Origin of the sequence: Bradyrhizobium sp. BR 10289, assembly GCF_019455385.1 — a bacterium.
Classification (GTDB): Bacteria; Pseudomonadota; Alphaproteobacteria; order Rhizobiales; family Xanthobacteraceae; genus Bradyrhizobium.
The window spans coordinates 120,564-143,746 of sequence record NZ_JACOFR010000008.1 but is presented as its reverse complement, the minus strand read 5'-3'; the positions used below and the strand labels follow the sequence as shown (position 1 = coordinate 143,746).

Below are 23,183 nucleotides of genomic sequence, written 5' to 3'. Positions count from 1 at the left end.
CTCCGATAATGGTTAAGGCCGAACGCTATTCTCTTCACCCTGATCTGACGCTAACGTTCTACGCGCCATTGGGACTTATAGCGGCGTTCTCTCCGGGACAGTGGCGCTACGTCGTGCGGGTCGAGGAGGCTCAGTGATCAAGAACGTTGAGCGGCTCGCGCACGTCGCTCATTCCAAGTCGTTTCACGCGACGCATGGCGTAGCCCATGTTGCCTACTTCGTTACTGTGTTCGCCGAAGGTCATGGCCTCTATGCCGTGATCGGAGGCGTCATGGTGGTGTTCTCCCTCATCAATGTCATCGTCGATGACGTCGAAAGGACTTAACGCCAACCTCGCGGAAATCGTCAGGATAGACCGCGAGCTGCAAGACCTCGTCTCACCCTCAGTCATCCAGTTCAACATCGCCACGAAATTCAAAGCGCTCAAGCAAGAGCGCCACGGACACGTGCGCCTGATCCAGAACTACAAGCCACAAGGAGCGGCATACTAATGGAATACCAAGTGAAGCATTCGTCTCCCCAGCGCATGTTCCGTGCGGCGATCCTGAACGGCGTCACTCCGCGTGAGTGCGACCGTGCGGCTCTGGAGGCTCTCGGCATCGACACGGCCGAGCTGGAGACGCGCCTCCGTCAGCAGCTCAAGACGGAGGGCTGATCAATGATGCACACGCTCTATCACGGTACATCATCGGTCAACCTCGACAGCATCCGCGAGCTGGGCATCGTCCCAGGGCATGCGAAGGGCAGCGATGCGTATGCCAAGGAGCATCACATGTCTGTCGGCTCGGCATCTGAGTTTCTGAGGGAGCCCAGCGTGTTCGTCACGACCGACCTCGACTACGCGAAGAACTTTGCGGAGCTGGCGGTTGATGAGGTGGGAGGCGATCCCGTCGTCATCACGCTGCACGTTCCCGAGAGGTCCTTTGCGTCGTTCAAGCAGGATGAGCTTTCCAATGAAGGGCACGCGTGGCGCGCTCATCGTGTCGCTCCGTCCTGCGTTGGGGAGGTGATCCCGGTCAAGAAGACTGAGGACTACGCGACCACAATGAGCCTTATGGGGCTCGCTGAACTGTTGGGAGTGAAGCTGTGAAAGCAGAGCTAAAAATGTGGTTCGCTTGCTTCCACGGCTACTACGCTGACTACGAGGACGCTCTTGCCGTCAGCTACGCCAAGGACGTGAAAGTAGGCGAGGGGCCGTCTGATTGTGTCTGGTACATCCCAGGCACGCAGGTGGAGGATTGATGGAACGCCCTTGCGGGCTTGCTGACACGTGCCTCTGCGACATTTGCGGCACAGTCACATGCAGCCCTAGAACCTCACGCCTCTACACAACGAAGCGGACCCCACGTGGGTCCGTTGTCGTCTTGGGAGACCGTGTCATCTCCGAATACGAGATGCCGGAAGCGCACGCACAAGAGCTAGCCGATTGGTTGAACCACAGGAAGCGAGCTGTATGAACTGGACCACGATCCTGAACGCGGCCGACTGGCACGCAACGATGGCCATCAAGGCCTATCGCAAGAAGAAGCCGGACTACGAGGCGTACCGCAGGCACATCAAGATTGCGGATGAGCTGAGGGCTCCGCGTGGAGGTGCAGCCTGATGGACCTCTACATGGTCGTGCAGAACCCTGATGGCGAGACCTTCGACATCGTGCGCAACGCGCCCACGGTCATCTCCGAGGGGCTGAAACGCGGCGAGGCTGATGCGTTGGCATTCGCTCTCAACACTCAACACAGACGCATCGAAGGAGATTTGAAATGAAGACGCCGATGTCTCGTCACGAAGTGCTTGAAGCGATTGCTGCCGGCCGTTCTCTCTCCAGGGCGAACCTCTCCGGGGCGGACCTCTCCAGGGCGGACCTCTCCAGGGCGGACCTCTACGGGGCGAACCTCTCCGGGGCGAACCTCTCCAGGGCGAACCTCTCCGGGGCGAACCTCTCCAGGGCGGACCTCTACGGGGCGGACCTCTACGGGGCGAACCTCTCCAGGGCGGACCTCTCCGGGGCGAACCTCTCCGGGGCGGACCTCTACGGGGCGAACCTCTCCGGGGCGGACCTCTCCAGGGCGGACCTCTACGGGGCGAACCTCTCCGGGGCGGACCTCTCCGGGGCGAAGAATGCTGATCGTGTGATCGCGCAAACGCGCATCCTTCCCGAGGGATCGTTGATCGGCTGGAAGAAGTGTCGTGACAACGTCATCGTCAAACTTCGCATTCCAGAGGAGGCCAAACGTTCGCATGCGTTTGGCCGTAAGTGCCGCGCTGAATACGCTGACGTTCTGGAAGTCATCGGAGCCGAAGTCGGCATCAGCACACACGATGGTGAGACCGAGTATCGAGTGGGCCAGCGTGTGGTGCCCGACAGCTTCTCTGAAGACTGGGCGACAGAGTGTGCGCCCGGCATCCACTTCTTCATCACACGCTCTGAGGCTGAGAACTACTGATCTGAACTCTTCCTGACAAGGAACGAACCCGCCATGACCACCAAGACAGACTTCACGCCCACAGGCATCAAGCTGGAGGGTCCATATGAGAACGACCGCAATGGAGAGAACAGCGCGCTCTACAAGGACATCATCCGCGAGGCCTACGGCGTTACGGACGTGATCTGCGGGCATCACCTTGTCTATCAGGTCGAAGACAAGCGCGCTGACGGCTTCACGTACACCTTCGTCGAGGAGGTGCCTAGCGCCGACACGCTGATCTTCGATACAGACGTCGCTCAGAAGCTGTGGGGCGACAAATGGAAGAGCGTGCTCAGCATCCTCGCGGTCACTCCGATCAGCGAGCGGGACAAGCTGCTGGGTGAATTCTACTACGGACGCAAACACGAGGTTCAGGAGTGAAGCGAATGAAGAACAAGGTGACCATCCAATTCGGCGCGTCCAAGTGGAACGTGATCGTCAACGACGGCAAGGGCAATCCTGTCGTGTTCGACCTGTATCACATGAGCAAGGATCAGCGCCGGCAGTTTCATCGCGAGTTCATGAAGGCCTACCGTGCGAGCTGAGAGCAAGTATCAAGCCTTCGTCGGCGCCACCTACGCCTTGGTATTCCTCCTGATCGGCTACGGCATCTGGAGCACGCCTACCTACGAACCAAGTACCCAATGCCTGCATAGGCCTTGGCTCGACACGTCACACGGATGTTGACTTGAAGCGACTGCTGCTAGCGACGGGGGCCTACGCGGCCCTCGTTGACATTTGGGCGAGTGCTGCCCAAGGAGCGCAAGCTCCGCTTACCGCAGGACCATCCTGCACACCAATGTATCCCCGAGGCTACCACGTACCTCACGGGACCAAGAAGAAACCGCTGAAGCTTTGCACAGGCGGGGACCTTCAATCCACCTGGGGGCACCTGTGTGTCCCGTTTCTATATCTAGGCGCGGCGTAGCTGCGCTACTGGAGCTAAACGACTGATGTTCTCCAAAGTCCGCTCAGGGTTCTCTTCGGAGGTCACGAGCATCGAAACCATCCTCGGCAATTGGTTCTCCACGGTGAAGCTGCTGGAGCAGCACGCTGAGGAGAAGGTGGCCGAAGCCGCTGAGCATGTGAACAAGGCGATCCATTTCGAGCGCCTGTCGGACGCTGCCGAGCAGGCCGCAAAGGATGCGCAGGACGTGGCCGTGAAGGCTCGTTCGATTGCCCAGCAGATGAACGCGCTGGTCTCCTCGCACGCCAACGCTACCCCGGCCGCCTGATGTTCACTGTGATCCTTGTTTCGTTCTTCCTGTTCGCGCTGCTCGGTATGGCGTTCTCCTACGCCTACTATCCGGTCTACGCGGCCCCCGTGGTCGTTGAGACGTACCCGACGCACAGCGCACTGATCCGTGATCCGGCGTACGTCGCGCCCGTTTACAGCGCGCCGGCCTACGTCTCCACGCCGTACTACGCCTCTGACATGGCCCTTGGCATTGCCGCTGGTGCGGCCCTTGGCGCTGCAATGTCTGACACTGTCATTGTTGACAGCTACGCTCCCGCCTGTGTTGACAGCGGGTACTCCTACGATTCCGGCGCGTCCTATGACTGCGGCGGCTCCAGCTTTGACGCTGGCTCCTACTAAGGCTCACTGCACATTTCATGACGAAGTATGTTAAGGCCACGCTTCCCCGTGGCACCCTGGTCTATCCGAAGCTCAACGAGGTCGACGAGTTCAAAGGCAAGCGCCGCTTCATCACCCGCATCAAGTTCAATGATGACGACCACCGCAAGGTCGACGCGTGGCTGAAGAAGGCCGCGAAGGAGCTTGGCGCTCCCGATGGCGTGAAGCTGCCTTGGAAGAAGGACAAGAAGACCGGCGAGATTTGCCTGGAAGCGAAGTCTGGTGAAGACAAGCCTCCGATGTTGACGGACGCGAAGGGCAAGGAAGTCCCGCGCGCCAAGGTCAAGGTCGGTGGAGGCACTACTGCCAAGGTCGACGTCTCAGCTAACTACTACGACGGCTTCGGTGGTGGCATCAATCTGTACATCAACTTCGTGCAGATCATCGAGCTGAAGAAGAAGGGCTTCGACATCAAGGCCGAGGAAGGCTTCTCGTACGAGGACGAAGAGGATGAGGATCAGGGTCCCGCTGAGGCCCCGAAGTCCCCGAGCCACGACCTCGACGACGACATTCCGTTCTGATGTCCAAGCCCGCCCTCACCATCGAGCCTAATTTCCGTTCAGGGCTTGAGGAGAAGGTCGCGGAGCAACTCGACGCAGCCGGTGTAGCGTATGGCCACGAAAGCCAGTGGGTACGCTACACCGTGCCTGCGCGAGAAGCGAAGTATCTTCCGGACTTCTCCTTTGAGGGATGTCCGATCATCATTGAAGCGAAGGGCCGCTTTGGTGGTGGTAATCCAAGGTTCAGACAGCCCGCTACTGATGGTGCCAAGGAGCGTCAGAAGCTCATTCTTTTGAAGGAACAGCACCCCGAGCTGGACATCCGGCTCGTGTTCACCCGTGCATCTACGCCGATCTACAAAGGCAGCCCTACGTCCCAAGGCAAATGGGCGACCGACCATGGGTTCAAGTGGTCGGACAAGGGCATCGTGCCTCAACAGTGGATCGACGAGATCAAGTCGTATCTCAAAAAGAGGAAGTGACCATGACTGACACGCTCACCATCGACGCTGCCCACGATAACCAGACCGACAAGGTTCTCGGACATCTGCTCAAGCACGGCGACATCACGCGCCTCAAGGCCGACAAGGTCTACGGCATCGTGAACCTGCCCGATTGCATCTATCAACTGCGCAATCGTGGCTACGACATCACGACCGAGCGCCCGGTTGACGATGGTGGCGTGCGGTACGTGCGTTACGTCCTCGCCTGATGGGACAATTCATCGGACACGAGCCATGCCCAGCGTGTGGCTCGTCTGATGGGCTCGCGAGATATGCAGCAGGCGATGCCACGTGCTTCGTCTGCAAGCATTGGGAGCCAGCGGATGGGGCCGAACGCCCCTCCGCATCTCAAAGGAACCGTGTGACTGACTGGACGCCACTAAAGGGCCACTACGCCGCGCTGACGGCCCGAGGCCTCTCTGAAGAGACCTGCAAGAAGTGCGATTACCAACTCGGTGAGACTGACAGCGGCAAACGCGTCCATATTCAACTGATCAAGGACGACACAGGCCGGCTCATCGATCAAAAGACCCGCGACAAGGACAAGCAGTTCACGTGGGTAGCCGGCAGCAAATACAAGGGCATCATTGGCTCGTGGAGTTGGCCCGCAAGCGGCAAGTCGGTGGTGATCACCGAGGGCGAGATAGACCGCATGTCCATCTCCCAGGCCTTCGACAACAAGTGGTCGACCGGCTCTCTGCCGAACGGCTCGGATAGCGTCGAGAAGGCAATCTTAGCCGACTACGAGAAGCTATGCCGCTTCGACAACATCATCCTGTGCTTCGACAACGATGAGCCAGGACAGAAGGCTCTGCAGAAGGCATGTGAGATGCTTCCAGTAGGACGCGTCAAGATCATGGCGCTGTCCCGCAAGGACGCCAACGAGGTACTGCTTGAGGATGGACCTGCGCCCCTCGTGAGGGCCTTTTGGGACGCCAAGCCCTGGAGGCCCGATGGTATCCGCGAGGGCATTGAGTTCACCAGAGAGAGGCTGAAGCAGCGCAAGGCTGTCGGCCTGTCCATGCCGTGGCCGAAGATCAGCCAAATGTGGCTCGGGTCCCGTGATGGCGAGCTGACGACCATCTGTGCAGGCTCAGGCATCGGCAAGACGACCATTGCCCGAGACTGGGCCTACAACGACCGCATCGAGCACGGCGTCAAGATTGGCAACATCTATCTTGAGGAGGACAACGAGACCTCCGCGAAGGCCTACTGCGCTCTGCACGCAGGCGTTCCGCTTAAGCAGGTGATGCAGGACCCCGATAGCGTGAGTGATGAGGCCTGGGATGCTGCGCTAGCTGCGGTGATCCACAACGGCATGCTGTTCTACGACCACTTCGGTTCGCTGGAGAGCGACCGGCTGATGACCATGATGCGATACATGGCCGCCAGTGGATGCAGGCGTATCGTGCTCGACCACATCAGCATCGTCACCTCAGGTCTGGAGAGCGGTAGCGAGGGCGAGCGCAAGGACATCGACATCCTGATGACCAAGCTGGCTTCCTTTGTGAAGGAAACCGGCGTGAGCGTCTACGCCATCGTCCACCTTAAGCGCTCCAACGGCAAGAACTTCAACGAGGGCGGACAGATCAGCCTCAACGATATGCGGGGCTCTGCGTCCATTGAACAACTGTCATTCAACGTACTCGCGGTCGAGCGTGATCAGCAGGACAAGGGCAAGAAGCTCTTTGCGCGCCTGAGGTCCCTCAAGTGCCGCATCACAGGCGAGACGGGAGAGGCTGACTTGCTGAAGTGGAACGTGAAGACCGGCAGGTACGAGGTGGCCTCTGAGGTCGACCTTGAAAGCTTCGATCCTCACGATCAGGCGCAGGATCAGACCTTTTGAACTATCGCAAGCGTGGAGCCTTCGACGGCTCTTGCTCTAAGTGCGGTGGGGAGTTGACGTCTGGAAATTGGAGCGAAGGTAGACGTGGGCGCAAAGACTACAGATGTCGAGACTGCGCGTCGGCATCTGGACACGACTACCGTAAACGCAATCCCCAAAAGTACCTCTGGTCGGCCGCAAAGAAGAGAGCGTCCGATAAAGGATTAGCGTTCGACATCGATCCTACAGACATTGACATTCCTGCTGTCTGTCCTGTGCTTGGGCTTCCCTTGGCGTTCAACACGGGTGCGCGGGCAGCAGGGTCACCTTCGCTGGACCGAATAGACCCTACACAAGGTTACGTGCGCGGAAACATTGAAGTGATTTCTTGGAGAGCTAACGATTTGAAGAAGGACGCAACGGCATACGAGCTGCGCCGTCTAGCTGATTACTACAACGGACGGGTGTGGTGAAGATTTTACATGATACCGAATCTGATGGGTTTGTTGCGAACGCTACTAAGATTCACTGTGTCGTTCTAATCGACCTCGCGACCGAGGAGCTGCAAGGCTTCCGCCCGCATCAGGTTGATGACGCTATCGCGATCCTACGCGAGGCCGATGAGGTCATTGGCCACAACAGCCAGCGCCATGACATCCCGCTGATGAAGAAGCTCAAGGGCTTCTCGCTGAAGCCTGGAGCGAAGAGCCGGGACAGCATGATCATCGCGCGCACGATGTTCCCCAGCATCAAGCTTACCGATGGCGCCCTCGTGGATGCCGGCAAGCTGCCTCCGGGGCTGAGAGGCAAGCACAGCGTCAAGGCGTGGGGATACCGCCTGGGTGAGCAGAAGGGTGACTACGCGGAGGCGAGGGAGGCTGAAGCGCGTGCGAGGGGCATCACGGACCCCAAGGAAATCGCTGACTTCGTGTGGGGCGAGTTCAACGAAGACATGTACGACTACATGCTTCAGGATGGACGCACCCAGCTCAAGCTGTGGAAGCACCTTAACCCCGACGCGTACCCACAGGCTCCTATTGAGCTTGAGCACCGCATCGCTGTCGTGTGCGATAAGATTGAGGAAGCTGGCGTCCCTTTTGACGAAAGGGCTGCTGGGCTTCTTCAGGCCGACCTCGTTGAGAAGAAGACGGGCGTCGAGCAGCGGCTGAAGGATCACTTCGGCGCGTGGTACCAGCCTGTCAGCCCTGATCCGACGAAGGCTCTATTCGTCCCCAAGCGTGACAATAAGCGCCTTGGGTACGTCGCAGGACAGCCCAGCACCAAGATCAAGCTCGTGGAGTTCAATCCGTCGAGCCGTGATCACATCGCACGGGTCCTGAAGCTCCAAGGGTGGAAGCCTGAGAAGCTGACGGAAGGCGGCAAGCCTCAAATCGACGAAGAGACGGTCGAGAGCATCATCGCCCGCTATCCCGAGATGGATGGCCTTGGCGAGTACCTGATGCTCGACAAGCGCCTGTCGCAGCTCGTGGGCGGCAAGAACTCGCTGCTCCAATCAGTACAGATGGACGGACGCATTCATGGCGTTATCAACCCTGGAGGCACTGGGACCGGAAGGTGTTCTCACTTCCTTCCGAACCTCGCTCAAGTCCCCAGTCCAAAGAAGCCTTATGGCATCGAGTTCAGGCGTCTATTCTTCGCACCTAAGGGATGGAGCTTCCTCGGAGCGGACCAACAAGGCTTGGAGCTGCGAGGTCTCGCCCATTACCTGCATCCACTCGATGGAGGCAAATACGCCCGAACCGTTCTTGAAGGCGACCCTCACTGGGCCACGGTTCAGGCGATGGGCCTCGCCACAGGAGAGCGTGACAAGCACAATCAGCTTCACACCATCGTGCGAGAGGACGGAGCTAAGCGCTTCGCCTATGCCGTCATCTACGGCGCACAAGACAAGATGGCTGGCGACATTGTTCTCGAATGTCTTCTCAATGCTCAGAGGTCTTGTGGGGAAGAAGGCGAAGCCCTCTACCGAGAGTTCTTCGGAGTTGGCGTCCCTGGAGAACGTCGTATCCGAGCAGTTGGCCGCAAGATACGAGAGAACTTTGCGGCGGGCATTGATGGGTTCGCTGATCTGCAGGCCAAGATCACCAAGCAAGTCGAAGCCCGAGGACGTGTCCCAGGCCTCGATGGCCGCATCATCCCTGCCAAGGGCCATAGCGCTCTCAACTACCTGATCCAGTCCGCAGGCGCCATCGTCTGCAAGCGCTGGGTCGCAGACGCGTTTGAAGAGATCAGCCGCCGCTATCGGTACGGCTGGGACGGGGACTTCGTGTTCGTCCTCTTCATTCACGACGAAGTTCAACTCTGCGTCCGAGAAGGTCTTGAAGAAGAAATCGGCAACATCATCGTCAAAGCCGCGCAAGAAAGCGGTGAGCCGTACGGCTTCCGGGTCCGCCTCGACAGCGAATACTCGTTCGGTCGTACCTGGGCTGACACCCACTGACACACTCGGAAGGCTCGACAAGGTATTGCGAGCATGCTGGCGCGAGAGCGTACGCGTGAAATCCGACGTGGCACGAAGGGAGGCCGACATCATCGCGATGGCGGCTTCCATGCAACTCATCACAACGAAGGTGCGGCGGGATCGCTTCACCAAGACATGGCTGATTACCAGCAGGGGCCTTCAGTGGCTCAACGAAAAGGAACACGGATGAACGGTTTGCTGACACAGGTGAACGGCAACGCTCTGGCCCAGGCCATCAATACGGTCGTGGGTCCTGATAAGGGCGCCCTGATCACCCAGCTCTACGCCATCATCGATCAGGCAATGAAGGCCGGCTACGACCTGGGCGTGGTCGACGGCGCCAAGGAACAGGAAGAGGCGTTTGATGACGCCTTCGACCGGGGCTACGCGCTTGCGGAGTTCGAAGGGAAGGCGAAGGCTGAGATGCAGTTCGATGAAGGCTATGTGCTGGGTGTCGACCATGCGCGACGTATGCCCCGTGTGGCCGACGAGAACGTGCAGGACATCATCAACGCCGCTGCGGCGAGCGCCTACGATGACGAAGCGGTCCAGGACGAGGCTTGATGCAACGTCTGCTACTCGTGGACGGTGACGAGTTCCTGTTCAGGGCCGCCGCCGCAGTAGAGCAAGAGGTCAAGTGGAACGTCGTACTTGGCGAAGTGGACTGGAGCGAACCTCCGGTCCACGTGCTCTATTCGAGCCCCGAGAGGGCTCGTGAGACACTGGACGACATGCTGGAGCGCATCTTTGAGCGCTTCGAAACCAGAGAACACTTCCTGTGCTTCTCATCGCCCCCGAACTTCCGCTTCGGGATCGACCCGACCTACAAGAACAACCGGGCCAACTCACGCAAGCCTCTGTGCTACGTGCAGCTCCGCGAAGAGGTCGAGGCCAAGTACAAATGCAAGGCCTTCCCAGGGCTGGAGGCTGACGACGTGATGGGCGTGCTGGCCACGTCTCCGATCAAGGAGAAGCGCCAGTGCATCATCGTCTCGCAAGATAAGGACATGCAGACTATCCCGACGCAGGTTTGGCGCAAGGGTGATCTGGTGACCGTGTCCGAGCAAGAGGCGAACTACTTCCACCTCTATCAGACGCTCGTGGGTGATACGTCGGATGGCTACAAGGGTTGCCCAGGCGTCGGCAGGGTGAAAGCAGAGAAGCTGCTGAAGGCGCCTGAGAGCGAAATGGAGCAAGGTGAGGACTGGGACCTGATCCTGTGGAGCCGCGTCGTCAAGGAGTTCAAGAAGGCAGGCCTCACCGAGCAAGACGCCCTCACGCAAGCCCGGCTCGCGCGCATCCTGCGCTGGAGCGATTGGAATAACGAGGCCAAGAAGCCAATACTTTGGAGCCCTAAGTGAAAATCTATCTGGCAGGCCCCATGCGTGGCATCCCTGCCTTCAATTTCCCTGCGTTCCACGCAGCGGCTGCAGCGCTACGCGCTCAAGGTCACACTGTGTTCAGCCCGGCCGAGAAGGACAACGAGCGCCACGGCACAGACATTTCGGCTGACAATCCGACTGGCAGCGAGGAGCTGGCAGCACAGCAGCACGGCTTCAATCTCCGAGAGGCGCTGGGCGTCGACTTGGCGTGGATTTGCTCAGACGCGGAGGCGATTGCGCTGTTGCCCGGCTGGGAAAGCAGCAAGGGCGTGAGGGCGGAAGTCGCCGCAGCGGAAGCGCTGGGACTGGAGAAGATTGAACTGTGACTATCGAATGGGGAGGCGGCTACGCGATGGCCTCTAACAACACCAAGCGCGACACGTTTGAAATCCCTGAGGGCTACGAGGCTGAGCACGACAGCGAAGGGCGTGCGACCGGTGCAGTTAGGCCACGAGGCTCCGACCTACAGCCACAGACGCCCGCCGCTGTGCGCCAGTTCGGCACAGGGGCAACCCGAGACCTCGACGCGAACAAGCTGGACTTCGAAGGCTTCCTCTCGCCTCTCGTGCTGGAGCGCTACGCGGAGCACATGCACAAGGCCCGCAGGATGCCTGATGGCTCCATGCGTGACAGCGACAACTGGCAGCTCGGCATTCCGGTCAAGGTGTACATGAAGAGCCTGTGGCGGCATTTCGTATCCGTGTGGAAGCTCCATCGCGGCCTGCCTGTTACCGAAGAGGTGAGAGGCGAGGTGATCGTGAAGGACTTGGAGACCGAGCTGTGCGCGGTGATCTTCAACGCGAGTGGGATGTTGCATGAAGTGCTGAAGGCGAAGAAGAATGGCTGACGTGCCGCAGATCGACCAAGACGTGCTCGACGAACTAGCGTGGGCCAGCGAAGGAGAACGTTGGGAAGGCAACGATGACGAGCGCTTTAACGGCTTTACCGTTCATCAAGCCAATCTCCTGGACACCTGGGACCATCACCACGACGACGAAGTGATCTTCTCGATGGACGCTCACCCAGGACGCTTCTTCCGCCTGCGGGCATCCAAGGGGCACAGCAGCGGTGATCACGAGATCGACGATTACGTGACAGAGGTGTTTCCGCACACTGTGACGGCCGTCGAGTATCGAGAGCAACGTGCCGGCTGAGCGCTCGACCGATTCGCACGGCACGACCTACCACATTCCCAAAGCCGAAGCAGTGAGGACCCCAGGAGCCCAATGGCGCCCTGGGTGCCCCTCTGTCGAGGTGTGGTGGTCTCGCAATGGCGCCAAGGCAGATGAGACAGTCATCATTCGCCAAGAGTATCCCGACCGCTCCACGGCTGACGTTCTGGAGCTGACGCAGGGTCAGGTTTACGACCTGATCGACGCACTCAATCGAGCAATAGAGAGCACATGATTACGATCTTGAATGGCCACAGTGGCTATTACGATGACGAACGCAAGCCTGAGAGCATGTTCGTCGGACGCTCGTGGAACGAGAAGACGGGCGACCGCATCCTTCTCATCTCAATTGGTGACAAAGAGATCACCATCGACGCATCGGCAGCACGCAAACTAGCGCAGGCGGCAGTGTGGGCAGGAGAGCCTCTGTGACGGTCGAGTGGAATGACAGCGGCTTCCCGGATCACTTGCCGGCCGTCGAGCCCCACAAGCTGACGGCTGAGGAGACCACGGAGCGCCTTGAGGGCGTTCTGAAAGCGGCTGGCATCAAGATCAAGCTCGGCGGATGTGGCTGCTGCGGTAGCCCCTGGGTCGAAGCGACGTTCCCTGACGGAGCGACGGCCGACGTGGAGCACATCTCACTAGAGGTGGACGGCTACAGCCGATGACCACACTCGCCTACAGAGACGGCGAGCTGGCCACGGATAGCCGCGTGACCTCAGGAGACATGATCGTCTCCGACCGCCGACGCAAGGTGCACCGTCTTCGTGATGGCTCCGTGGTGGCATGGTCCGGCAGCGTGCAGCAGGCTGAGCTGCTTCTGCGGGCGATGCGTAGCGTGAAGAACCCCAAGCATCCCAAGCTTGATGAGATTTCAGCGCTACACCTGAGGGTCGACGGGACCCTTTGGGAATACGAAGGAGAGGCCTGGGTGAAGCAAGACCCCGGCTACTACGCGACAGGCTCTGGATCGCCTTACGCTTTCGCTGCGATGGATGCAGGGGCGAGCGCGAAGGATGCCGTGAGGATCGCGATCAAACGTGACGCCAATAGTGGTGGCAAGGTTCAATCTCTCAAGCTGAGGGCTGCATGACAATCCTCCCGTTCCTCGCGGCCTGCGCTGTGTGGATGCACATCTACGAGACCTATTACAAGGACTACATCTATGTCTGAGCCGATGTACGACGAGGCCGCCTACGTTCACGTGGCTTCCATTGAAGAGCGCACGCTCGATGCGCTCCTGAGGATCGAAGGTCTCCTCGCCAAGCTCGTAGAGAGCGGAGAGCCGGTCAAGATCGCGGGAGAGCTGCCCGACTTCATAACGAACATTGAGCCCACCGAGACGCCGTTCCTTGAAAGCATCAAGGAAGAGAAGGCCGTCGACAGCAATGCCAAGAAGAAGCCCTCAGCCAAGCACGAGCGCCTGTGAGGATCATCGAAATCTCACCGCTCTCCGAACGGCTCGTTGAGCTGATCGAAGAATATTCCGAATGCAACGTCGTCACCCGTGATGAAGTGCTCGACGCGCTGTTGTACGCCTATGCCTGCGTGGAGAGGGAAGGGCTGGAAGAGAAGGAGCTGAATTGATGCCGAAGGACATGCTTGGCCGTCCGCTTAAGGTCGGTCAGCAAGTTGCGAAGGCAAGGTCTCAGCGCAGCATTGCTTTCATCGAACTCAGAGACATCACGAAGATTGAGGACGGCAAGGTGTATCTCGGGACCAAGGTGGCCCTGAATTACCCTGATCGATTGCTGATCGTCCACGACATTCCAGAATAACGAGAGATACATGAAGAAACTCTTCGTGGCAGCGCTCCTCGCGCTGTCCGTGGCGGGCTGCGCTCACGCTGGCTCGTCCTACTCGACCTCAGGGTCCGCATCGTTCAGCCGTCCGTCCTACAGTGCCCCCAGGGTCTCCGTAGCGCCCTCAGCGCCCCGTGTGGCCGTTCCGCCGCCCATCGTGCGCCCAGCGGTCCCCGTGGCCCCCATGGTGCGTCCGCCCGTCGTGGTGGCCCCTGTGGTCCGCCCGGTCGTCCCTGTGGCCCCGGTAGCGCCAGCTCCGCTTGCTGTGCCCCACGTGAGCCCCTGGACGGGCTTCTGGCACGGCTACTTCTGGAGCAGCATGTTCCATAGCCCCAGCACGGTCGTCGTTGCCCCTGGAGTGCCAGCTCCGCTGTCTGGAGCCCCAGTGGTCTCAGATGGCCCCGTGGTGACCCAGCGGACGGTCGTGGTGACGCATCGGAGCCATCGGGCTGCCTACCTGGGCCTGACGTTCCTCGTGCTCCTGATCTTCCTGCTGTCCTTCACGTATTGGTGGGATCGGCGGCGATAATTCCTATGTCCCCGGCCGCCTCTGCAGGGGCACCGGGCGTCGGCTAGACGGCGAAACATTCTGATCTAGCTGAGGCTCTAGGCTATGCCTGTATGGAGCCGCAGCGGGTGAAAGCCCCGCACATGATTTTGTGGTAGCGTCGTTCCATGCCGAGACGAAAGAAGCGCATGGTGATCGGACGCGAGGCCTTCGACAAGATCAGCGAGGTCGAAGGCGCCATGCTGTCCGAGGAGGGCCGCAAGCGCCGTGAGGAATTCGATAGGCAAGGCCTGTCGCCCTCTGAGCGTCGGAAGGTCATCATCGCGACCTACAAGAAAAAAAAAACCCCAAGGGAGCCCGTAATGGGACCTTGGGGGTTTTTAGTTAGGAGACGGCAGAGGGCGCCGCTGCATTCTGCGCAGCAATCTGCGCATTCAGCTCCTCAAGGGTCTGAGGAGTTACGGGCGTAGCGAGGGCCTCAGCGACCGCAGCGATCCCTACGGCTTCCGCAGGGGACGACACGGCAGCAAGGAGCTGATCAGCAAGTTGGTCAATGTCAGCCTGCGCTGAGGCGATGGCCGCTTTGGAAGCCTTGATGGCGGCGTCACGCTCGGAGGCCAGAGAGGCAACCTTGGTGACCGCCTCGGATAGTTTGGAGAGGTCGATGGACAACTAAAAGCATTCCTTTTGAAGTTTTGATAGCCTGAAGGGAGTGAGCGCCAGCCCTGAGAGTGCAGGCGGCTAATACGTCGCCAGCGTCCCCGTCCCTGTCTTCGTCGCCGTCGCAAGGGTCGAATTGTTGCGATATTTCAGCACCGCCGTTCCGGCCAGGTTTAAGGTCGTAGACGCGGCGGCCGTCACGGTCGTCCCGTCCACCCAAGCCTGCGCGTCAATGCCGATCGTGTTGCCGCTGGAGTCGGACTGGATCGGCGCACCAAGGAAACCTCCCATGATCCAGCGCTGCGCGTTTGTGATGTCGCGGATGGTCTGGTTGGCGGCGTTCCGATAGTTCGGATTCAACGTGTAGACGATGAAGCTGTCGTGAGCCGTGCTTGATTGGTTCGAGGAGTTAAGGAAGCCATTAAAGCCCGTCGAGAGGCCGCTTTCGAAAGCTTGGCCGCTGACGCCATTGAGGGCGTGATAGCCGAAACCGTCTCCGTAGTTATTCGATGCCCGCGAATTGATGAGGTAGACGTTATATTTTCCGTTCGCGACAAAGCCGTCCACGTTGATCTGCGCGCCCTGAAACGTGCAGTTGGTCATGACGATGTTTGGCGTCGCCCCGGCGGGCGCAGATGACTGGTTCGCCGTGAAGGGCTGACCGCCGACAAAATCGACATTCTGAACCCAGATTGTGACCGCGCCTGCCGACGTAAACGAGCCGTTGGCTGCGGTGCTGACGCTGGTCATGAAGGCATCGCCGACGAGATTGCGGCTGTCGGTGGCCTGGACGTAAAGCGTCAACGTGCCAGTATCGAGGAAGAAGCTGTTCGGCGTAGCATCGACGGCCGCTGACGAAGCGGCGGCTAAAGGCTTTACAAAGTCGCCGTTTCCATCGAGATATTTTAGATCAGTCGGCCCATAAAGGGGGCTGCCTGTATACGTCAATTGATAGGTATTCGTGAGGCCCGCCGTCTTGGTCCACGTCGGCGGGACGCCGTTGCTCGCGCTCGCGACAGAGACGAAACGTGACACGCCATCGTCAGGCACGACAGACAGCGATCGAGTGGGATTTTGGGCGCCCCACCCACGATTGCCCCATAAGATGTATGCGCCATTCGCCGCCTGCGTGCCAGCTGCGATCATGCGAAGCTGATCGACGTTGGCCTTGGCGAAGATCGCGCCGAACGTATTGAGCGGCGTGCCAGGCGTCAGGCCGTTGTTACCGCCGTTGCCGGCCGTGGAAAAATAATATGGCGTCGTGACTGCCGGCTTCAGCGAGTTCGGGTCAAAGTCACTGGAATAGACGCCGGCGGCAGTGCGGAAGAAGTTGACCGGGAGCGTGCCGTTGAAGCCGCTGGGGACGGCAAGCTTTTGCGTTGTCGCTCCCCCAAGGACAGCGACGCCTTGAGGTCGAATAATCGGGTAGTGCATTACTGCACCGGGATAATCAGTGTGGCCGCCGATGTTTGGTTGACCGCAGCGCCGCTGGTGCCAGAGCGCACTTTCAGATAGCGAATACCGATGAAGTCAGCGACAGGAAGGATGATACTGCGTGAAGCCCCTGCCTGAACCGTGTATTCGTTGCCAGAACTGTCATAGAGATTACTAAAAGTGACGTTGTCGTAGCTAACTTGGAACGTCAGGTTCGCAGCGGTCCATGTGGCCGGAATGATAACGCGTACAGCGCGCTGCCTCCCAAGGTCGACAGAACCCGACAGGCTCTGCCCGGAAGCAATAGTGACCGAAGCCACGTCCGCCATCAGCGGAGCGACGATGGTAGGAAACGGATCAGTCGACACTGACGATCTCTTTCTTGAAGAAGGTGGTGTAAATCGTGGTGACGGTCTTGGTGAGAAGCCACACAGCGCCGAGCACAGCCACAGTGAATTGAATGTACGGGTTGAGCGTGGTGATCCACAGGGGCGAGGTCATAGCTGCGCCTGCGCCTGCGGTAGTCAGATGGTCCATTACGCTCTCTTGATCCATGCGTGTGCTAGTCCAGCGACAACAGTTGAGGATCCGGTCAACGTGAAGACCGAGCCTACGACAAGCTGTGCGTATTCAAGCTCGACGTCAGGGACCTTGTGGACGGTCCAGCCGAGCGCGGGAAAGGTGCTGACGAAGAAGATGGCCGCGTGATAAAGCATCACGGGGAAGACGCCGAGGCCCCACGCGATCCAGAAGACCGGGTGGTTCATCATGACAAGCGTCACGTCCTTGATGTCGGAGAAGCGTTGGCCCTCCTCCTTCACCACGGCTACAGTCACGTCCTTCGCGTTGTTGTTCGCTGAGATGGACGCATCCTGCTTCTTGTTCAGCCACCCCGAGAAGACGTCCAGCAGCTTCGGCAGGAGGCCGAGGAGGGCGAGGGGGTTCACTTATCGTCCTCCACGTGCACCATGGACTTGGTGAAGACGAGCACGAAGGGAAGCAGTGACACGATCAGTGTCGCGGCGCCATCGGGCAGGAAGTGCGATAGGAGGGGCTTGAGGTCGACCATGCCGAGCCAATCGAGCAGCTCGGGGAGCGCGGTAAGGAAGGCGAGGGCAACAATGTGCCATCGCACCTTCAAGCGTGCCCACAGGTCTTTGAGTTTCTGCATGTTATGCTTTCGAGAGCTGCGCCTGATAGGCGTTTGCTCGGTGGTTAGCCTGCACGGCGTTCCAGACGAAGTAGACGACGACTGCTGCGCCGATGACGATCAGCGCGGAGCCCGCGAGCCACCCAAGGTCCCAATGGGCAACCTCGGGCACTGCGGCGGGCGCAGAGGCGCCAGCGGTGCTGTGGGCGATAGCCTTCACGTTTGCCGCCTTGACTTCCTTCTTGAGCGCGGGGGCTACGGGTTGACCTGCGGAGCCAAGAGCCATGCGGACACCTGTAGCCTCGACATCCGCCACGCGGCGGCCCCATCCCTTGCCGAACACACTCCACGTCTTGAGCGAATGCAGGAACGACGAGCGCGCGGCGCACGCCTTCTTCACATAGTCGACGGGTGATAGCTTTTGAGGATCGAGCGTCTTACGCAGATTGAAGACACGCTGCGTGCCTGAGTTCACGCCGTAATCGAAGTCAACGAAGTCGGGTCCGGTGGCGCGGTCATCGCAGCCCATCTTCGCCCAATACTTCTGTCGATAGATTTCAATGGCAACCGACTTAGGCATTGCCTTGACGTCGGCAGGGGAAGCGTCGTGCTTCCAGTATTTGCGAGCATCGTAGATCGTGATGCCCCAGTTGGTGGCGCCACCGGGATCACGAGGATCGTTGGTGTATCCACCTTCGTAGGTCAACGTCTTGCTGATGCTCGCCTCGCGATTAGAGGCGGACATTGAGGCTTTCTTTAATTGAGTTTGATAAGCAGGGCCTTGAAGGAGCCTGTCGATCCAGCGTTGTTGTAGATGCTGAAACGCGTGCTGTTCCAAGCGATGCCGAACTTCGTAGGCGAGCTAGACGCCTGCCAGTTCGTACCCTGCTGAGAAATGAGCACAGGAGTAGCGGTGTCTACCAGCATGAACAGAGCGGTGCCTCCAGCGATTGCTGTTTCCGTGATGAACAACAAATAGACACCTCCCGTTGACGCGGGGGTAACAGGAGCGTTCGAAGCGTTGTTCACGCTGATAGGCGTCTGGCCAGAGACGTCGTGGTGAGCGGCTGTAGCAGCAGCGCCAGTGGCTTTGTAGGTAAGGGACGTGGACGGACCTGAGGTCCCCACTTGCAGCCCAAGGGAGCCTCCTGCGACGAGACCGAGCACGTCTGCGGAGACATTGTATACGCCCGTGTTCTGATCAGAAATGAAAGACCAAGAAGGAGCGCCTGCGCTACCGTTAGGGGCGAGAACAGGCCCTCCGGTATCTTGGTTCAGCACGACGGGGCCGTTTGAACCCTTGCCGTCGATATACATTGCGTCGACAGACGAAGGCGACGTCACACCAAGGTGGACGCCTCCCGTGTTGGGGCGGCTGGCGATGTACAGTCCCGTCTCGGGGGTAGCGTTGCTGCTGTCAACCGTAAGAGCTGGATTGGCACCGCCCGGTACATTGAAGAGGGTGAGCTGGTTGTTCACCAGCGTCATCTTGGTTTTGCCGACGACCTGCTCTTGTGACACAGACCCAGTGCCGTCAAGCCACCCGAACTGAAATCCGAGACCTGCAGACGACAGATACATGACGGTCGGAAGATTCGTGACTTTGTCGTACTGAACCATAAGCGGACGGCGATAGTTGGCATGTCCAGCCCCATCGTCCCAGCCGTTCGCAATTTGGTACTGCAGGTATATTTCGAGCTTGTTGTGCCCCGAACCGTCGTTGTAGTCGGCCTCGAAGCCTAAGATAGCACCACGGTCGGCGCTGTTGTCGAGGGTGATTGATCCCGGCTGAAGATTATAGCCGATGTACATGTGCGGATCGGCGCCTGATCCTGCGTCCGACACTGAGATGAGGAAGCGCCCACGTGCGACACCGTTAGCCGACCACTTGATAGCGCTGATCTGAGGCAGCGTGATAGAATTAGGGTTCGCAGCCAAAGTGGCCGAAGCAGCAGCCGCAGCAGCGGAGGCTGCAGCACTAGCGGCACTATTAGCTGCGGCGTCGGGATCAGCGTAGAAGGCAGAAGAAGAGGGCCCAGCGACAGCAACACCGCTGTTGCCTGTGCCGTCCTTGTAGAAAGAGCTGTCGGAGGACATTAGCAATCTTCGTCAAAACGGAGGGCGGGACGAACTGCGGCGTCAGCCGTAAGCTCGTCAGCGTCGGCCTGATCCTGAAGTTGCTTCATGATCTGCGAGTATCGCGTTTCGAACCGCTCTGCGCGGTCGTCGGTCAAGTAGTCACAAGCGAAGCTCAGGGCGCCATACAACACGGCATCCCATGCGACCTTCAGGCAGGTGTTTTCGCTCGTGTCATCCGTCAGCGCAGCGAATTCTGCGTAGTACATGATGAGCACGTGAGAACCGACCGATGGCATGGGACCAAGGACCCACGAGGCACCTTGGCGCGCAAACACAGTCGGAGAGATGCCGGAAATCTCTGAGGCTTGAACAACGCGACCGAGGTCGACGCGCTGAAGCTCATATTCGAGAATGCCGTCGCCATCACGGTCGACCATGAGAGCCTGCAGCTCCAAAAGATCGGATGGGATCGGGAGTTTCGTAAACCCGGACGGGATAGTCAGGTCGAGCTGCTTCTCCATAAAGGGCACGCGAAGCTCGCGTTGGATGCGCATGATCGCCTGATTGATGAAGGTGGCGACCAAAGCAGAGTTGTTATTGACTACGGTATTGTTGAGCAGCCCTTTGAACTGCGTTTTGAGGTCGCCTAAAGTCATCTCAGATTGATTTGTTGGTCAGGACAAAATTGTCTAGGTCGTAGCGCTTGAGCATCGCGAGAGTTTCGCGAGCCGGAGCGTTCATGACGTCGAAGCCGTATCGATCCCAAAGGTCATCCACGACGGAGACGGGGATGGAAGCTACGTGATAGAAGTCGCCCATCTTGTGATTGGCGCTGTCGATCTTCTGCTTGGAGACTTCGCTCAGCCAAGCGTCGTCAATGTGCTGTTCTTTCTTGATGATCAGTTCGTTGGTCGAGCGGTCTTCGTCGAAGGACACGACCGTATCGAGAAGCCTAGGCTCCTCAAAGAAAGTCTCTGCGGACATATAAACCTAATGAAAAAATGGGGCTCCAAATCCCCATACGGCAGAGATGGAGCCCCGATAGTCTTAGAAGCCGGTGGTGTTCTCGACGACCATTGCGGAAGCGTAGAAGTTTTTATGCTTCAGGCTGAACTCGCCCAGCAGCATGGCCTTCGTGCTGTCGCCGGTCTTGGCGAGGTTCTTGCGCTCCCAAGGACGCAGCGTCACCTTGCTCCACATGTCGGGATCGAAGATGAAGGTGTTCTTGGTGCGGAGCCAACGGTTAATCTCAACCTTGGTCTCACCGAACGGCGAAACGTAGAGGTTGACAACGTTGGTCAGCGTGGTGGCCTTGTCGCCCGCGTTGCTGATCGTGCGATAACGGCCAGCCGCCGAAGCGAAGCCAGCGAGCACGACCGAGTTCGACGGGGTCACGTGGATACGCGTGGGCTCAGCGCCGTTGGTGTAAGCCGCCTGCAGCGCGCTAACGAGGAACGCCTCGGTGAGCGGGTTGGAGGTCGAGCCCGTGTACACGACGCTGGAGCTGTCGAGCTGGCCCTGGACGCCCGCCATCAGCGAAGCGGTCGAGGACGTGCCGGCACCCTTGGTCTGGTTCAGGTTGACCATCGCGATTTCGAGATCGCGCTTCACCGCCTCAGCAGACTTCTTCATCTGATAGGCGAACTCGCGCTTGCGGCCGTAGGTCGACACGACGTCAGCGCGGTCGGAGACCTGAACGGACTCGGTGAAAATCTGCGTGTAGTTGTTGCGCATCACGGTCGGAACGGCGGTGATGAACGACGCATCCGCGCCTTCGACCGCAGCGTTCGCAGCGGGCGCGCGGAGCTGGTCTTCCTGCCACTGGAACAGCGGCTGGGTCACCTTCTCATTGCCGATGGCGCTCTGGAACGGCGTCTTGCGCGGCGAGAGATTGGTGATGACGTCGGCAATGTTTTCCTTGATGCCGACCATCTGGTAGGTCTGGTAGGTAGCCATAGTCTAAAAAGAATTCCGTAACAAAAATGGGTTAGTCGTCGCTGTCGAGAGCGAGGAAGGCGTTGATGGCGTCATCGCCATTGCCTGTCTTTATCGCCTTAGCGACGGCCTGTTTGGCTGCGACAGTCTTTGAAGAACCGCGTGCCACAGGTGAGGACGCAGAGGTCTTCACAATCTTCGTCGGGGTCTTGTTGACCTTCTTGGTCATGACCTTCGACGCGCCACGCTTGAACTGCATGGCCATGTGGAGAATTTTGAAGGCGCCAGGATCGGTGAGCGAATTCACCATGTCTTGATTGAGGCCCTCCGACACCGCGAAGGTTCGGATGTCGTTGTAGAGAGCTTCATTCCAGCCCTTGATGTGCGAGGGGCTCTCAGGGTTCGTCAGAGCCTTGATGCACTCCTGCGCAGCAGTGCGCTGGGCCGCCTTCTGTTCATCGCCGACCTTCTTCATGAAGCCGTCGATTTCGTTCTTGAGGAAAGCCTCGTCTTCCAGCGCCTTCGAAGCTTCCGCCTGCAGAGCGGCGAGCTGGTCAGCAGGGACGTTGGGGTCCTTCATCAACTGCGTCCAGGGTAGCGCACGATACTGATCGGCGCGTTCCGTGGAGCGCTGCAGGAGCACGTTGTAGGCTGCGATGTTCTTCGCTTGGCCTTCATCGTACGTCTGCTTCGCTGTCGAAACTTCCTGGGACTTGCGGGTGAGAGCCGCCTCTTGGCCCCACAGACGCTTCAGGTCGGTGACCTTGACCTCGTGCTCCTCGTCGCCAACCTTGATCTTGACGTAAGTCTCGTCATCGTCGGCAAACTTCTTGCTCTTGGGTTTGGTCTCGTCCGTCTCGTCGTCTTCGGAGCCTTTCTCTTCAGAGCCTTCTTCGTCGTAGTCCTCTGGAGTTTCCTCGGAGGCTTCGTCGTCGTTGGTCTCTTCGTCGGTCGGGGTCTCGTCGTCTACTTCGTCTTCGCCTTTGTTATTCGATGGCTTCTTTGGGGAAGCGTCGTCACCCTCTGTGGGATCGGCAAGGAAAGCATTGATGGCGCCTTCGTCGGTATCGATGGCGTCCGGGTAGTCGTTAGTCAGAGCAGCGTCCGAAAGGATGGCTGGCATGATCAGTTCTGTTCCGTAGAGTAAATGTCGTGGACACGCGGATCATCAAAGTCGTCCGTGGTGTCTTCGGCAGGGGGAGATTTGGACTGCTCCTCGAATGCCATCGCGAACTTCTGCACGAGGCTGAGGAAGTCTTCGAAGCCTGAGTAGGCGGCGTGGATGCGCTCGCGTTCCTCAGTCAGTTTTGTCTTGAGCATGTCGACAGCGCATTGCTGTTCGTACATGGTAATGAGCGCCTTGAAGGCGTCCGAACTGAGAAGGTCCTTTGCAAAGCCCCCCAGTTCGGAAATCGTTTCGTCGTTCAACCCATATCCTTGTTATGCAGGTACGCCATCATCTTACTGATGAGGTCAGGTCCGCGAACGGACTGCGCACCTGAGGGGTCGATAAAGTCGCCTGTACTAGGATCACGCTGCATCAATGCGTTGCGCATGAAGAAGCCTGTGTCCGGTTGGGCTTGAGGTGCCTCCGCAGGGCGAGGCTGGGGCACAGGGACCTGAGGCGCCGATTGCGGAGCAGCGGTTTGT

At 59.0% G+C, this 23,183-nt stretch carries 40 protein-coding genes; 27 read left to right on the top strand and 13 right to left on the bottom strand.

All coding sequences use genetic code 11. The features are described from left to right. Positions 1 to 133: 133 nt before the first annotated feature. From HYH08_RS16215 to HYH08_RS16085, 27 genes are all read left to right on the top strand, one after another. A complete protein-coding gene (locus tag HYH08_RS16215) occupies positions 134 to 325 on the top strand; it encodes a hypothetical protein (RefSeq protein WP_220010805.1) in 192 nt (63 codons plus the stop codon). A gap of 165 nt (positions 326 to 490) precedes the next feature. Beyond that, positions 491 to 655, top strand: coding sequence for a hypothetical protein (locus HYH08_RS16210; RefSeq protein WP_220010804.1), 165 nt, complete (start codon positions 491 to 493; stop codon positions 653 to 655). A gap of 3 nt (positions 656 to 658) precedes the next feature. After that, on the top strand, positions 659 to 1,090 hold the full coding sequence (locus HYH08_RS16205; protein ID WP_220010803.1) for an RNA 2'-phosphotransferase family protein: 432 nt from the start codon (positions 659 to 661) through the stop codon (positions 1,088 to 1,090). A 363-nt stretch (positions 1,091 to 1,453) separates the two neighbouring features. Further along, positions 1,454 to 1,603: a hypothetical protein gene (locus HYH08_RS16200; protein ID WP_220010802.1), complete on the top strand. Its 150-nt coding sequence runs from the start codon at positions 1,454 to 1,456 to the stop codon at positions 1,601 to 1,603. Continuing rightward, entirely contained in the window at positions 1,603 to 1,764 is a 162-nt protein-coding gene (locus tag HYH08_RS16195; protein WP_220010801.1) for a hypothetical protein, read from the top strand. Before HYH08_RS16200 ends, HYH08_RS16195 begins: the two co-directional genes overlap by 1 nt. Continuing rightward, complete coding sequence (locus HYH08_RS16190; protein ID WP_220010800.1) at positions 1,761 to 2,444, top strand: pentapeptide repeat-containing protein; 684 nt, start codon at positions 1,761 to 1,763, stop codon at positions 2,442 to 2,444. Before HYH08_RS16195 ends, HYH08_RS16190 begins: the two co-directional genes overlap by 4 nt. 33 nt (positions 2,445 to 2,477) lie before the next feature. After that, positions 2,478 to 2,846, top strand: coding sequence for a hypothetical protein (locus tag HYH08_RS16185; RefSeq protein WP_220010799.1), 369 nt, complete (start codon positions 2,478 to 2,480; stop codon positions 2,844 to 2,846). 5 nt (positions 2,847 to 2,851) lie between these two features. Next, positions 2,852 to 3,010 carry a hypothetical protein gene (locus HYH08_RS16180; RefSeq protein WP_220010798.1) on the top strand — a complete coding sequence of 53 codons (159 nt, stop codon included), beginning with the start codon at positions 2,852 to 2,854 and terminating at the stop codon, positions 3,008 to 3,010. A 408-nt stretch (positions 3,011 to 3,418) separates the two neighbouring features. Beyond that, the gene (locus HYH08_RS16175) at positions 3,419 to 3,700 is read left to right on the top strand and encodes a hypothetical protein (RefSeq protein WP_220010797.1); all 282 of its coding nucleotides are present in this window, start codon (positions 3,419 to 3,421) and stop codon (positions 3,698 to 3,700) included. After that, a complete protein-coding gene (locus HYH08_RS16170) occupies positions 3,700 to 4,062 on the top strand; it encodes a hypothetical protein (protein ID WP_220010796.1) in 363 nt (120 codons plus the stop codon). The genes HYH08_RS16175 and HYH08_RS16170 overlap by 1 nt, the downstream gene beginning before the upstream one ends. Before the next feature lie 17 nt (positions 4,063 to 4,079). Beyond that, positions 4,080 to 4,622, top strand: coding sequence for a hypothetical protein (locus HYH08_RS16165; RefSeq protein ID WP_220010795.1), 543 nt, complete (start codon positions 4,080 to 4,082; stop codon positions 4,620 to 4,622). Beyond that, positions 4,622 to 5,083 carry a PDDEXK family nuclease gene (locus tag HYH08_RS16160; protein ID WP_220010794.1) on the top strand — a complete coding sequence of 154 codons (462 nt, stop codon included), beginning with the start codon at positions 4,622 to 4,624 and terminating at the stop codon, positions 5,081 to 5,083. The genes HYH08_RS16165 and HYH08_RS16160 overlap by 1 nt, the downstream gene beginning before the upstream one ends. 2 nt (positions 5,084 to 5,085) lie before the next feature. Then, positions 5,086 to 5,313: a helix-turn-helix domain-containing protein gene (locus HYH08_RS16155; protein WP_220010793.1), complete on the top strand. Its 228-nt coding sequence runs from the start codon at positions 5,086 to 5,088 to the stop codon at positions 5,311 to 5,313. Between the two features lie 152 nt (positions 5,314 to 5,465). Next, positions 5,466 to 6,950 (top strand): DnaB-like helicase C-terminal domain-containing protein, encoded by a 1,485-nt coding sequence (locus tag HYH08_RS16150; protein WP_220010792.1) that lies wholly within the window; start codon positions 5,466 to 5,468, stop codon positions 6,948 to 6,950. Positions 6,951 to 7,398: 448 nt separating this feature from the next. Then, positions 7,399 to 9,390 carry a DNA polymerase gene (locus tag HYH08_RS16145; RefSeq protein ID WP_220010791.1) on the top strand — a complete coding sequence of 664 codons (1,992 nt, stop codon included), beginning with the start codon at positions 7,399 to 7,401 and terminating at the stop codon, positions 9,388 to 9,390. Between the two features lie 55 nt (positions 9,391 to 9,445). Continuing rightward, complete coding sequence (locus HYH08_RS16140) at positions 9,446 to 9,601, top strand: hypothetical protein (protein ID WP_220010790.1); 156 nt, start codon at positions 9,446 to 9,448, stop codon at positions 9,599 to 9,601. Beyond that, positions 9,598 to 9,975, top strand: a complete 378-nt coding sequence (locus tag HYH08_RS16135; protein WP_220010789.1) for a hypothetical protein — start codon at positions 9,598 to 9,600, stop codon at positions 9,973 to 9,975. Before HYH08_RS16140 ends, HYH08_RS16135 begins: the two co-directional genes overlap by 4 nt. Then, positions 9,975 to 10,772, top strand: a complete 798-nt coding sequence (locus HYH08_RS16130; RefSeq protein WP_220010788.1) for a hypothetical protein — start codon at positions 9,975 to 9,977, stop codon at positions 10,770 to 10,772. The genes HYH08_RS16135 and HYH08_RS16130 overlap by 1 nt, the downstream gene beginning before the upstream one ends. Beyond that, positions 10,769 to 11,119 (top strand): DUF4406 domain-containing protein, encoded by a 351-nt coding sequence (locus HYH08_RS16125; RefSeq protein WP_220010787.1) that lies wholly within the window; start codon positions 10,769 to 10,771, stop codon positions 11,117 to 11,119. Before HYH08_RS16130 ends, HYH08_RS16125 begins: the two co-directional genes overlap by 4 nt. Beyond that, complete coding sequence (locus HYH08_RS16120; RefSeq protein ID WP_220010786.1) at positions 11,116 to 11,640, top strand: hypothetical protein; 525 nt, start codon at positions 11,116 to 11,118, stop codon at positions 11,638 to 11,640. The genes HYH08_RS16125 and HYH08_RS16120 overlap by 4 nt, the downstream gene beginning before the upstream one ends. After that, the gene (locus tag HYH08_RS16115) at positions 11,633 to 11,947 is read left to right on the top strand and encodes a hypothetical protein (protein WP_220010785.1); all 315 of its coding nucleotides are present in this window, start codon (positions 11,633 to 11,635) and stop codon (positions 11,945 to 11,947) included. Before HYH08_RS16120 ends, HYH08_RS16115 begins: the two co-directional genes overlap by 8 nt. Before the next feature lie 249 nt (positions 11,948 to 12,196). After that, positions 12,197 to 12,397 carry a hypothetical protein gene (locus HYH08_RS16110; protein WP_220010784.1) on the top strand — a complete coding sequence of 67 codons (201 nt, stop codon included), beginning with the start codon at positions 12,197 to 12,199 and terminating at the stop codon, positions 12,395 to 12,397. Then, positions 12,394 to 12,633 (top strand): hypothetical protein, encoded by a 240-nt coding sequence (locus HYH08_RS16105; protein WP_220010783.1) that lies wholly within the window; start codon positions 12,394 to 12,396, stop codon positions 12,631 to 12,633. The genes HYH08_RS16110 and HYH08_RS16105 overlap by 4 nt, the downstream gene beginning before the upstream one ends. Next, complete coding sequence (locus HYH08_RS16100; RefSeq protein WP_220010782.1) at positions 12,630 to 13,058, top strand: Ntn hydrolase family protein; 429 nt, start codon at positions 12,630 to 12,632, stop codon at positions 13,056 to 13,058. The genes HYH08_RS16105 and HYH08_RS16100 overlap by 4 nt, the downstream gene beginning before the upstream one ends. Positions 13,059 to 13,130: 72 nt before the next feature. Further along, positions 13,131 to 13,394, top strand: a complete 264-nt coding sequence (locus HYH08_RS16095; protein WP_220010781.1) for a hypothetical protein — start codon at positions 13,131 to 13,133, stop codon at positions 13,392 to 13,394. After that, a complete protein-coding gene (locus HYH08_RS16090; protein ID WP_220010780.1) occupies positions 13,391 to 13,552 on the top strand; it encodes a hypothetical protein in 162 nt (53 codons plus the stop codon). The genes HYH08_RS16095 and HYH08_RS16090 overlap by 4 nt, the downstream gene beginning before the upstream one ends. Beyond that, positions 13,552 to 13,743 carry a hypothetical protein gene (locus HYH08_RS16085; protein ID WP_220010779.1) on the top strand — a complete coding sequence of 64 codons (192 nt, stop codon included), beginning with the start codon at positions 13,552 to 13,554 and terminating at the stop codon, positions 13,741 to 13,743. The genes HYH08_RS16090 and HYH08_RS16085 overlap by 1 nt, the downstream gene beginning before the upstream one ends. A gap of 916 nt (positions 13,744 to 14,659) precedes the next feature. On the opposite strand, the gene HYH08_RS16080 is transcribed toward HYH08_RS16085, so the two are convergent. From HYH08_RS16080 to HYH08_RS16020, 13 genes are all read right to left on the bottom strand, one after another. Then, a complete protein-coding gene (locus tag HYH08_RS16080; protein WP_220010778.1) occupies positions 14,660 to 14,947 on the bottom strand; it encodes a hypothetical protein in 288 nt (95 codons plus the stop codon). 69 nt (positions 14,948 to 15,016) lie between these two features. Then, positions 15,017 to 16,369 carry a hypothetical protein gene (locus HYH08_RS16075; protein ID WP_220010777.1) on the bottom strand — a complete coding sequence of 451 codons (1,353 nt, stop codon included), beginning with the start codon at positions 16,367 to 16,369 and terminating at the stop codon, positions 15,017 to 15,019. Beyond that, entirely contained in the window at positions 16,369 to 16,737 is a 369-nt protein-coding gene (locus HYH08_RS16070) for a hypothetical protein (RefSeq protein WP_220010776.1), read from the bottom strand. Before HYH08_RS16070 ends, HYH08_RS16075 begins: the two co-directional genes overlap by 1 nt. After that, a complete protein-coding gene (locus HYH08_RS16065; protein ID WP_220010775.1) occupies positions 16,727 to 16,906 on the bottom strand; it encodes a hypothetical protein in 180 nt (59 codons plus the stop codon). Before HYH08_RS16065 ends, HYH08_RS16070 begins: the two co-directional genes overlap by 11 nt. Further along, on the bottom strand, positions 16,906 to 17,316 hold the full coding sequence (locus HYH08_RS16060; protein WP_220010774.1) for a hypothetical protein: 411 nt from the start codon (positions 17,314 to 17,316) through the stop codon (positions 16,906 to 16,908). The genes HYH08_RS16065 and HYH08_RS16060 overlap by 1 nt, the downstream gene beginning before the upstream one ends. After that, a complete protein-coding gene (locus HYH08_RS16055; protein ID WP_220010773.1) occupies positions 17,313 to 17,540 on the bottom strand; it encodes a hypothetical protein in 228 nt (75 codons plus the stop codon). Before HYH08_RS16055 ends, HYH08_RS16060 begins: the two co-directional genes overlap by 4 nt. A gap of 1 nt (position 17,541) precedes the next feature. After that, positions 17,542 to 18,264 (bottom strand): glycoside hydrolase family 108 protein, encoded by a 723-nt coding sequence (locus tag HYH08_RS16050; protein WP_220010772.1) that lies wholly within the window; start codon positions 18,262 to 18,264, stop codon positions 17,542 to 17,544. 11 nt (positions 18,265 to 18,275) lie between these two features. Beyond that, entirely contained in the window at positions 18,276 to 19,616 is a 1,341-nt protein-coding gene (locus HYH08_RS16045; RefSeq protein WP_220010771.1) for a hypothetical protein, read from the bottom strand. Beyond that, positions 19,616 to 20,254 (bottom strand): phage adaptor protein, encoded by a 639-nt coding sequence (locus HYH08_RS16040; RefSeq protein WP_220010770.1) that lies wholly within the window; start codon positions 20,252 to 20,254, stop codon positions 19,616 to 19,618. Before HYH08_RS16040 ends, HYH08_RS16045 begins: the two co-directional genes overlap by 1 nt. 1 nt (position 20,255) lies before the next feature. Further along, positions 20,256 to 20,534, bottom strand: a complete 279-nt coding sequence (locus HYH08_RS16035) for a hypothetical protein (protein ID WP_220010769.1) — start codon at positions 20,532 to 20,534, stop codon at positions 20,256 to 20,258. A 111-nt stretch (positions 20,535 to 20,645) separates the two neighbouring features. Beyond that, a complete protein-coding gene (locus HYH08_RS16030) occupies positions 20,646 to 21,554 on the bottom strand; it encodes an SU10 major capsid protein (protein WP_220010768.1) in 909 nt (302 codons plus the stop codon). 31 nt (positions 21,555 to 21,585) lie between these two features. Next, the gene (locus HYH08_RS16025) at positions 21,586 to 22,656 is read right to left on the bottom strand and encodes a hypothetical protein (protein WP_220010767.1); all 1,071 of its coding nucleotides are present in this window, start codon (positions 22,654 to 22,656) and stop codon (positions 21,586 to 21,588) included. Positions 22,657 to 22,658: 2 nt separating this feature from the next. Continuing rightward, entirely contained in the window at positions 22,659 to 22,961 is a 303-nt protein-coding gene (locus tag HYH08_RS16020; RefSeq protein WP_220010766.1) for a hypothetical protein, read from the bottom strand. Positions 22,962 to 23,183 lie beyond the last annotated feature (222 nt).

Bases quoted from the DNA above. Each gene is read 5' to 3' on its own strand.
- HYH08_RS16095 (WP_220010781.1), top strand. From the start codon at position 13,131: ATGTCTGAGCCGATGTACGACGAGGCCGCCTACGTTCACGTGGCTTCC.
- HYH08_RS16055 (WP_220010773.1), bottom strand. From the start codon at position 17,540: ATGCAGAAACTCAAAGACCTGTGGGCACGCTTGAAGGTGCGATGGCAC.
- HYH08_RS16170 (WP_220010796.1), top strand. From the start codon at position 3,700: ATGTTCACTGTGATCCTTGTTTCGTTCTTCCTGTTCGCGCTGCTCGGT.
- HYH08_RS16045 (WP_220010771.1), bottom strand. From the start codon at position 19,616: ATGTCCTCCGACAGCTCTTTCTACAAGGACGGCACAGGCAACAGCGGT.
- HYH08_RS16195 (WP_220010801.1), top strand. From the start codon at position 1,603: ATGGACCTCTACATGGTCGTGCAGAACCCTGATGGCGAGACCTTCGAC.
- HYH08_RS16155 (WP_220010793.1), top strand. From the start codon at position 5,086: ATGACTGACACGCTCACCATCGACGCTGCCCACGATAACCAGACCGAC.
- HYH08_RS16190 (WP_220010800.1), top strand. From the start codon at position 1,761: ATGAAGACGCCGATGTCTCGTCACGAAGTGCTTGAAGCGATTGCTGCC.
- HYH08_RS16075 (WP_220010777.1), bottom strand. From the start codon at position 16,369: ATGCACTACCCGATTATTCGACCTCAAGGCGTCGCTGTCCTTGGGGGA.
- HYH08_RS16180 (WP_220010798.1), top strand. From the start codon at position 2,852: ATGAAGAACAAGGTGACCATCCAATTCGGCGCGTCCAAGTGGAACGTG.
- HYH08_RS16200 (WP_220010802.1), top strand. From the start codon at position 1,454: ATGAACTGGACCACGATCCTGAACGCGGCCGACTGGCACGCAACGATG.
- HYH08_RS16185 (WP_220010799.1), top strand. From the start codon at position 2,478: ATGACCACCAAGACAGACTTCACGCCCACAGGCATCAAGCTGGAGGGT.
- HYH08_RS16085 (WP_220010779.1), top strand. From the start codon at position 13,552: ATGCCGAAGGACATGCTTGGCCGTCCGCTTAAGGTCGGTCAGCAAGTT.
- HYH08_RS16175 (WP_220010797.1), top strand. From the start codon at position 3,419: ATGTTCTCCAAAGTCCGCTCAGGGTTCTCTTCGGAGGTCACGAGCATC.
- HYH08_RS16100 (WP_220010782.1), top strand. From the start codon at position 12,630: ATGACCACACTCGCCTACAGAGACGGCGAGCTGGCCACGGATAGCCGC.
- HYH08_RS16115 (WP_220010785.1), top strand. From the start codon at position 11,633: ATGGCTGACGTGCCGCAGATCGACCAAGACGTGCTCGACGAACTAGCG.
- HYH08_RS16110 (WP_220010784.1), top strand. From the start codon at position 12,197: ATGATTACGATCTTGAATGGCCACAGTGGCTATTACGATGACGAACGC.
- HYH08_RS16065 (WP_220010775.1), bottom strand. From the start codon at position 16,906: ATGGACCATCTGACTACCGCAGGCGCAGGCGCAGCTATGACCTCGCCC.
- HYH08_RS16210 (WP_220010804.1), top strand. From the start codon at position 491: ATGGAATACCAAGTGAAGCATTCGTCTCCCCAGCGCATGTTCCGTGCG.
- HYH08_RS16050 (WP_220010772.1), bottom strand. From the start codon at position 18,264: ATGTCCGCCTCTAATCGCGAGGCGAGCATCAGCAAGACGTTGACCTAC.
- HYH08_RS16030 (WP_220010768.1), bottom strand. From the start codon at position 21,554: ATGGCTACCTACCAGACCTACCAGATGGTCGGCATCAAGGAAAACATT.
- HYH08_RS16205 (WP_220010803.1), top strand. From the start codon at position 659: ATGATGCACACGCTCTATCACGGTACATCATCGGTCAACCTCGACAGC.
- HYH08_RS16165 (WP_220010795.1), top strand. From the start codon at position 4,080: ATGACGAAGTATGTTAAGGCCACGCTTCCCCGTGGCACCCTGGTCTAT.
- HYH08_RS16040 (WP_220010770.1), bottom strand. From the start codon at position 20,254: ATGACTTTAGGCGACCTCAAAACGCAGTTCAAAGGGCTGCTCAACAAT.
- HYH08_RS16135 (WP_220010789.1), top strand. From the start codon at position 9,598: ATGAACGGTTTGCTGACACAGGTGAACGGCAACGCTCTGGCCCAGGCC.
- HYH08_RS16130 (WP_220010788.1), top strand. From the start codon at position 9,975: ATGCAACGTCTGCTACTCGTGGACGGTGACGAGTTCCTGTTCAGGGCC.
- HYH08_RS16160 (WP_220010794.1), top strand. From the start codon at position 4,622: ATGTCCAAGCCCGCCCTCACCATCGAGCCTAATTTCCGTTCAGGGCTT.
- HYH08_RS16025 (WP_220010767.1), bottom strand. From the start codon at position 22,656: ATGCCAGCCATCCTTTCGGACGCTGCTCTGACTAACGACTACCCGGAC.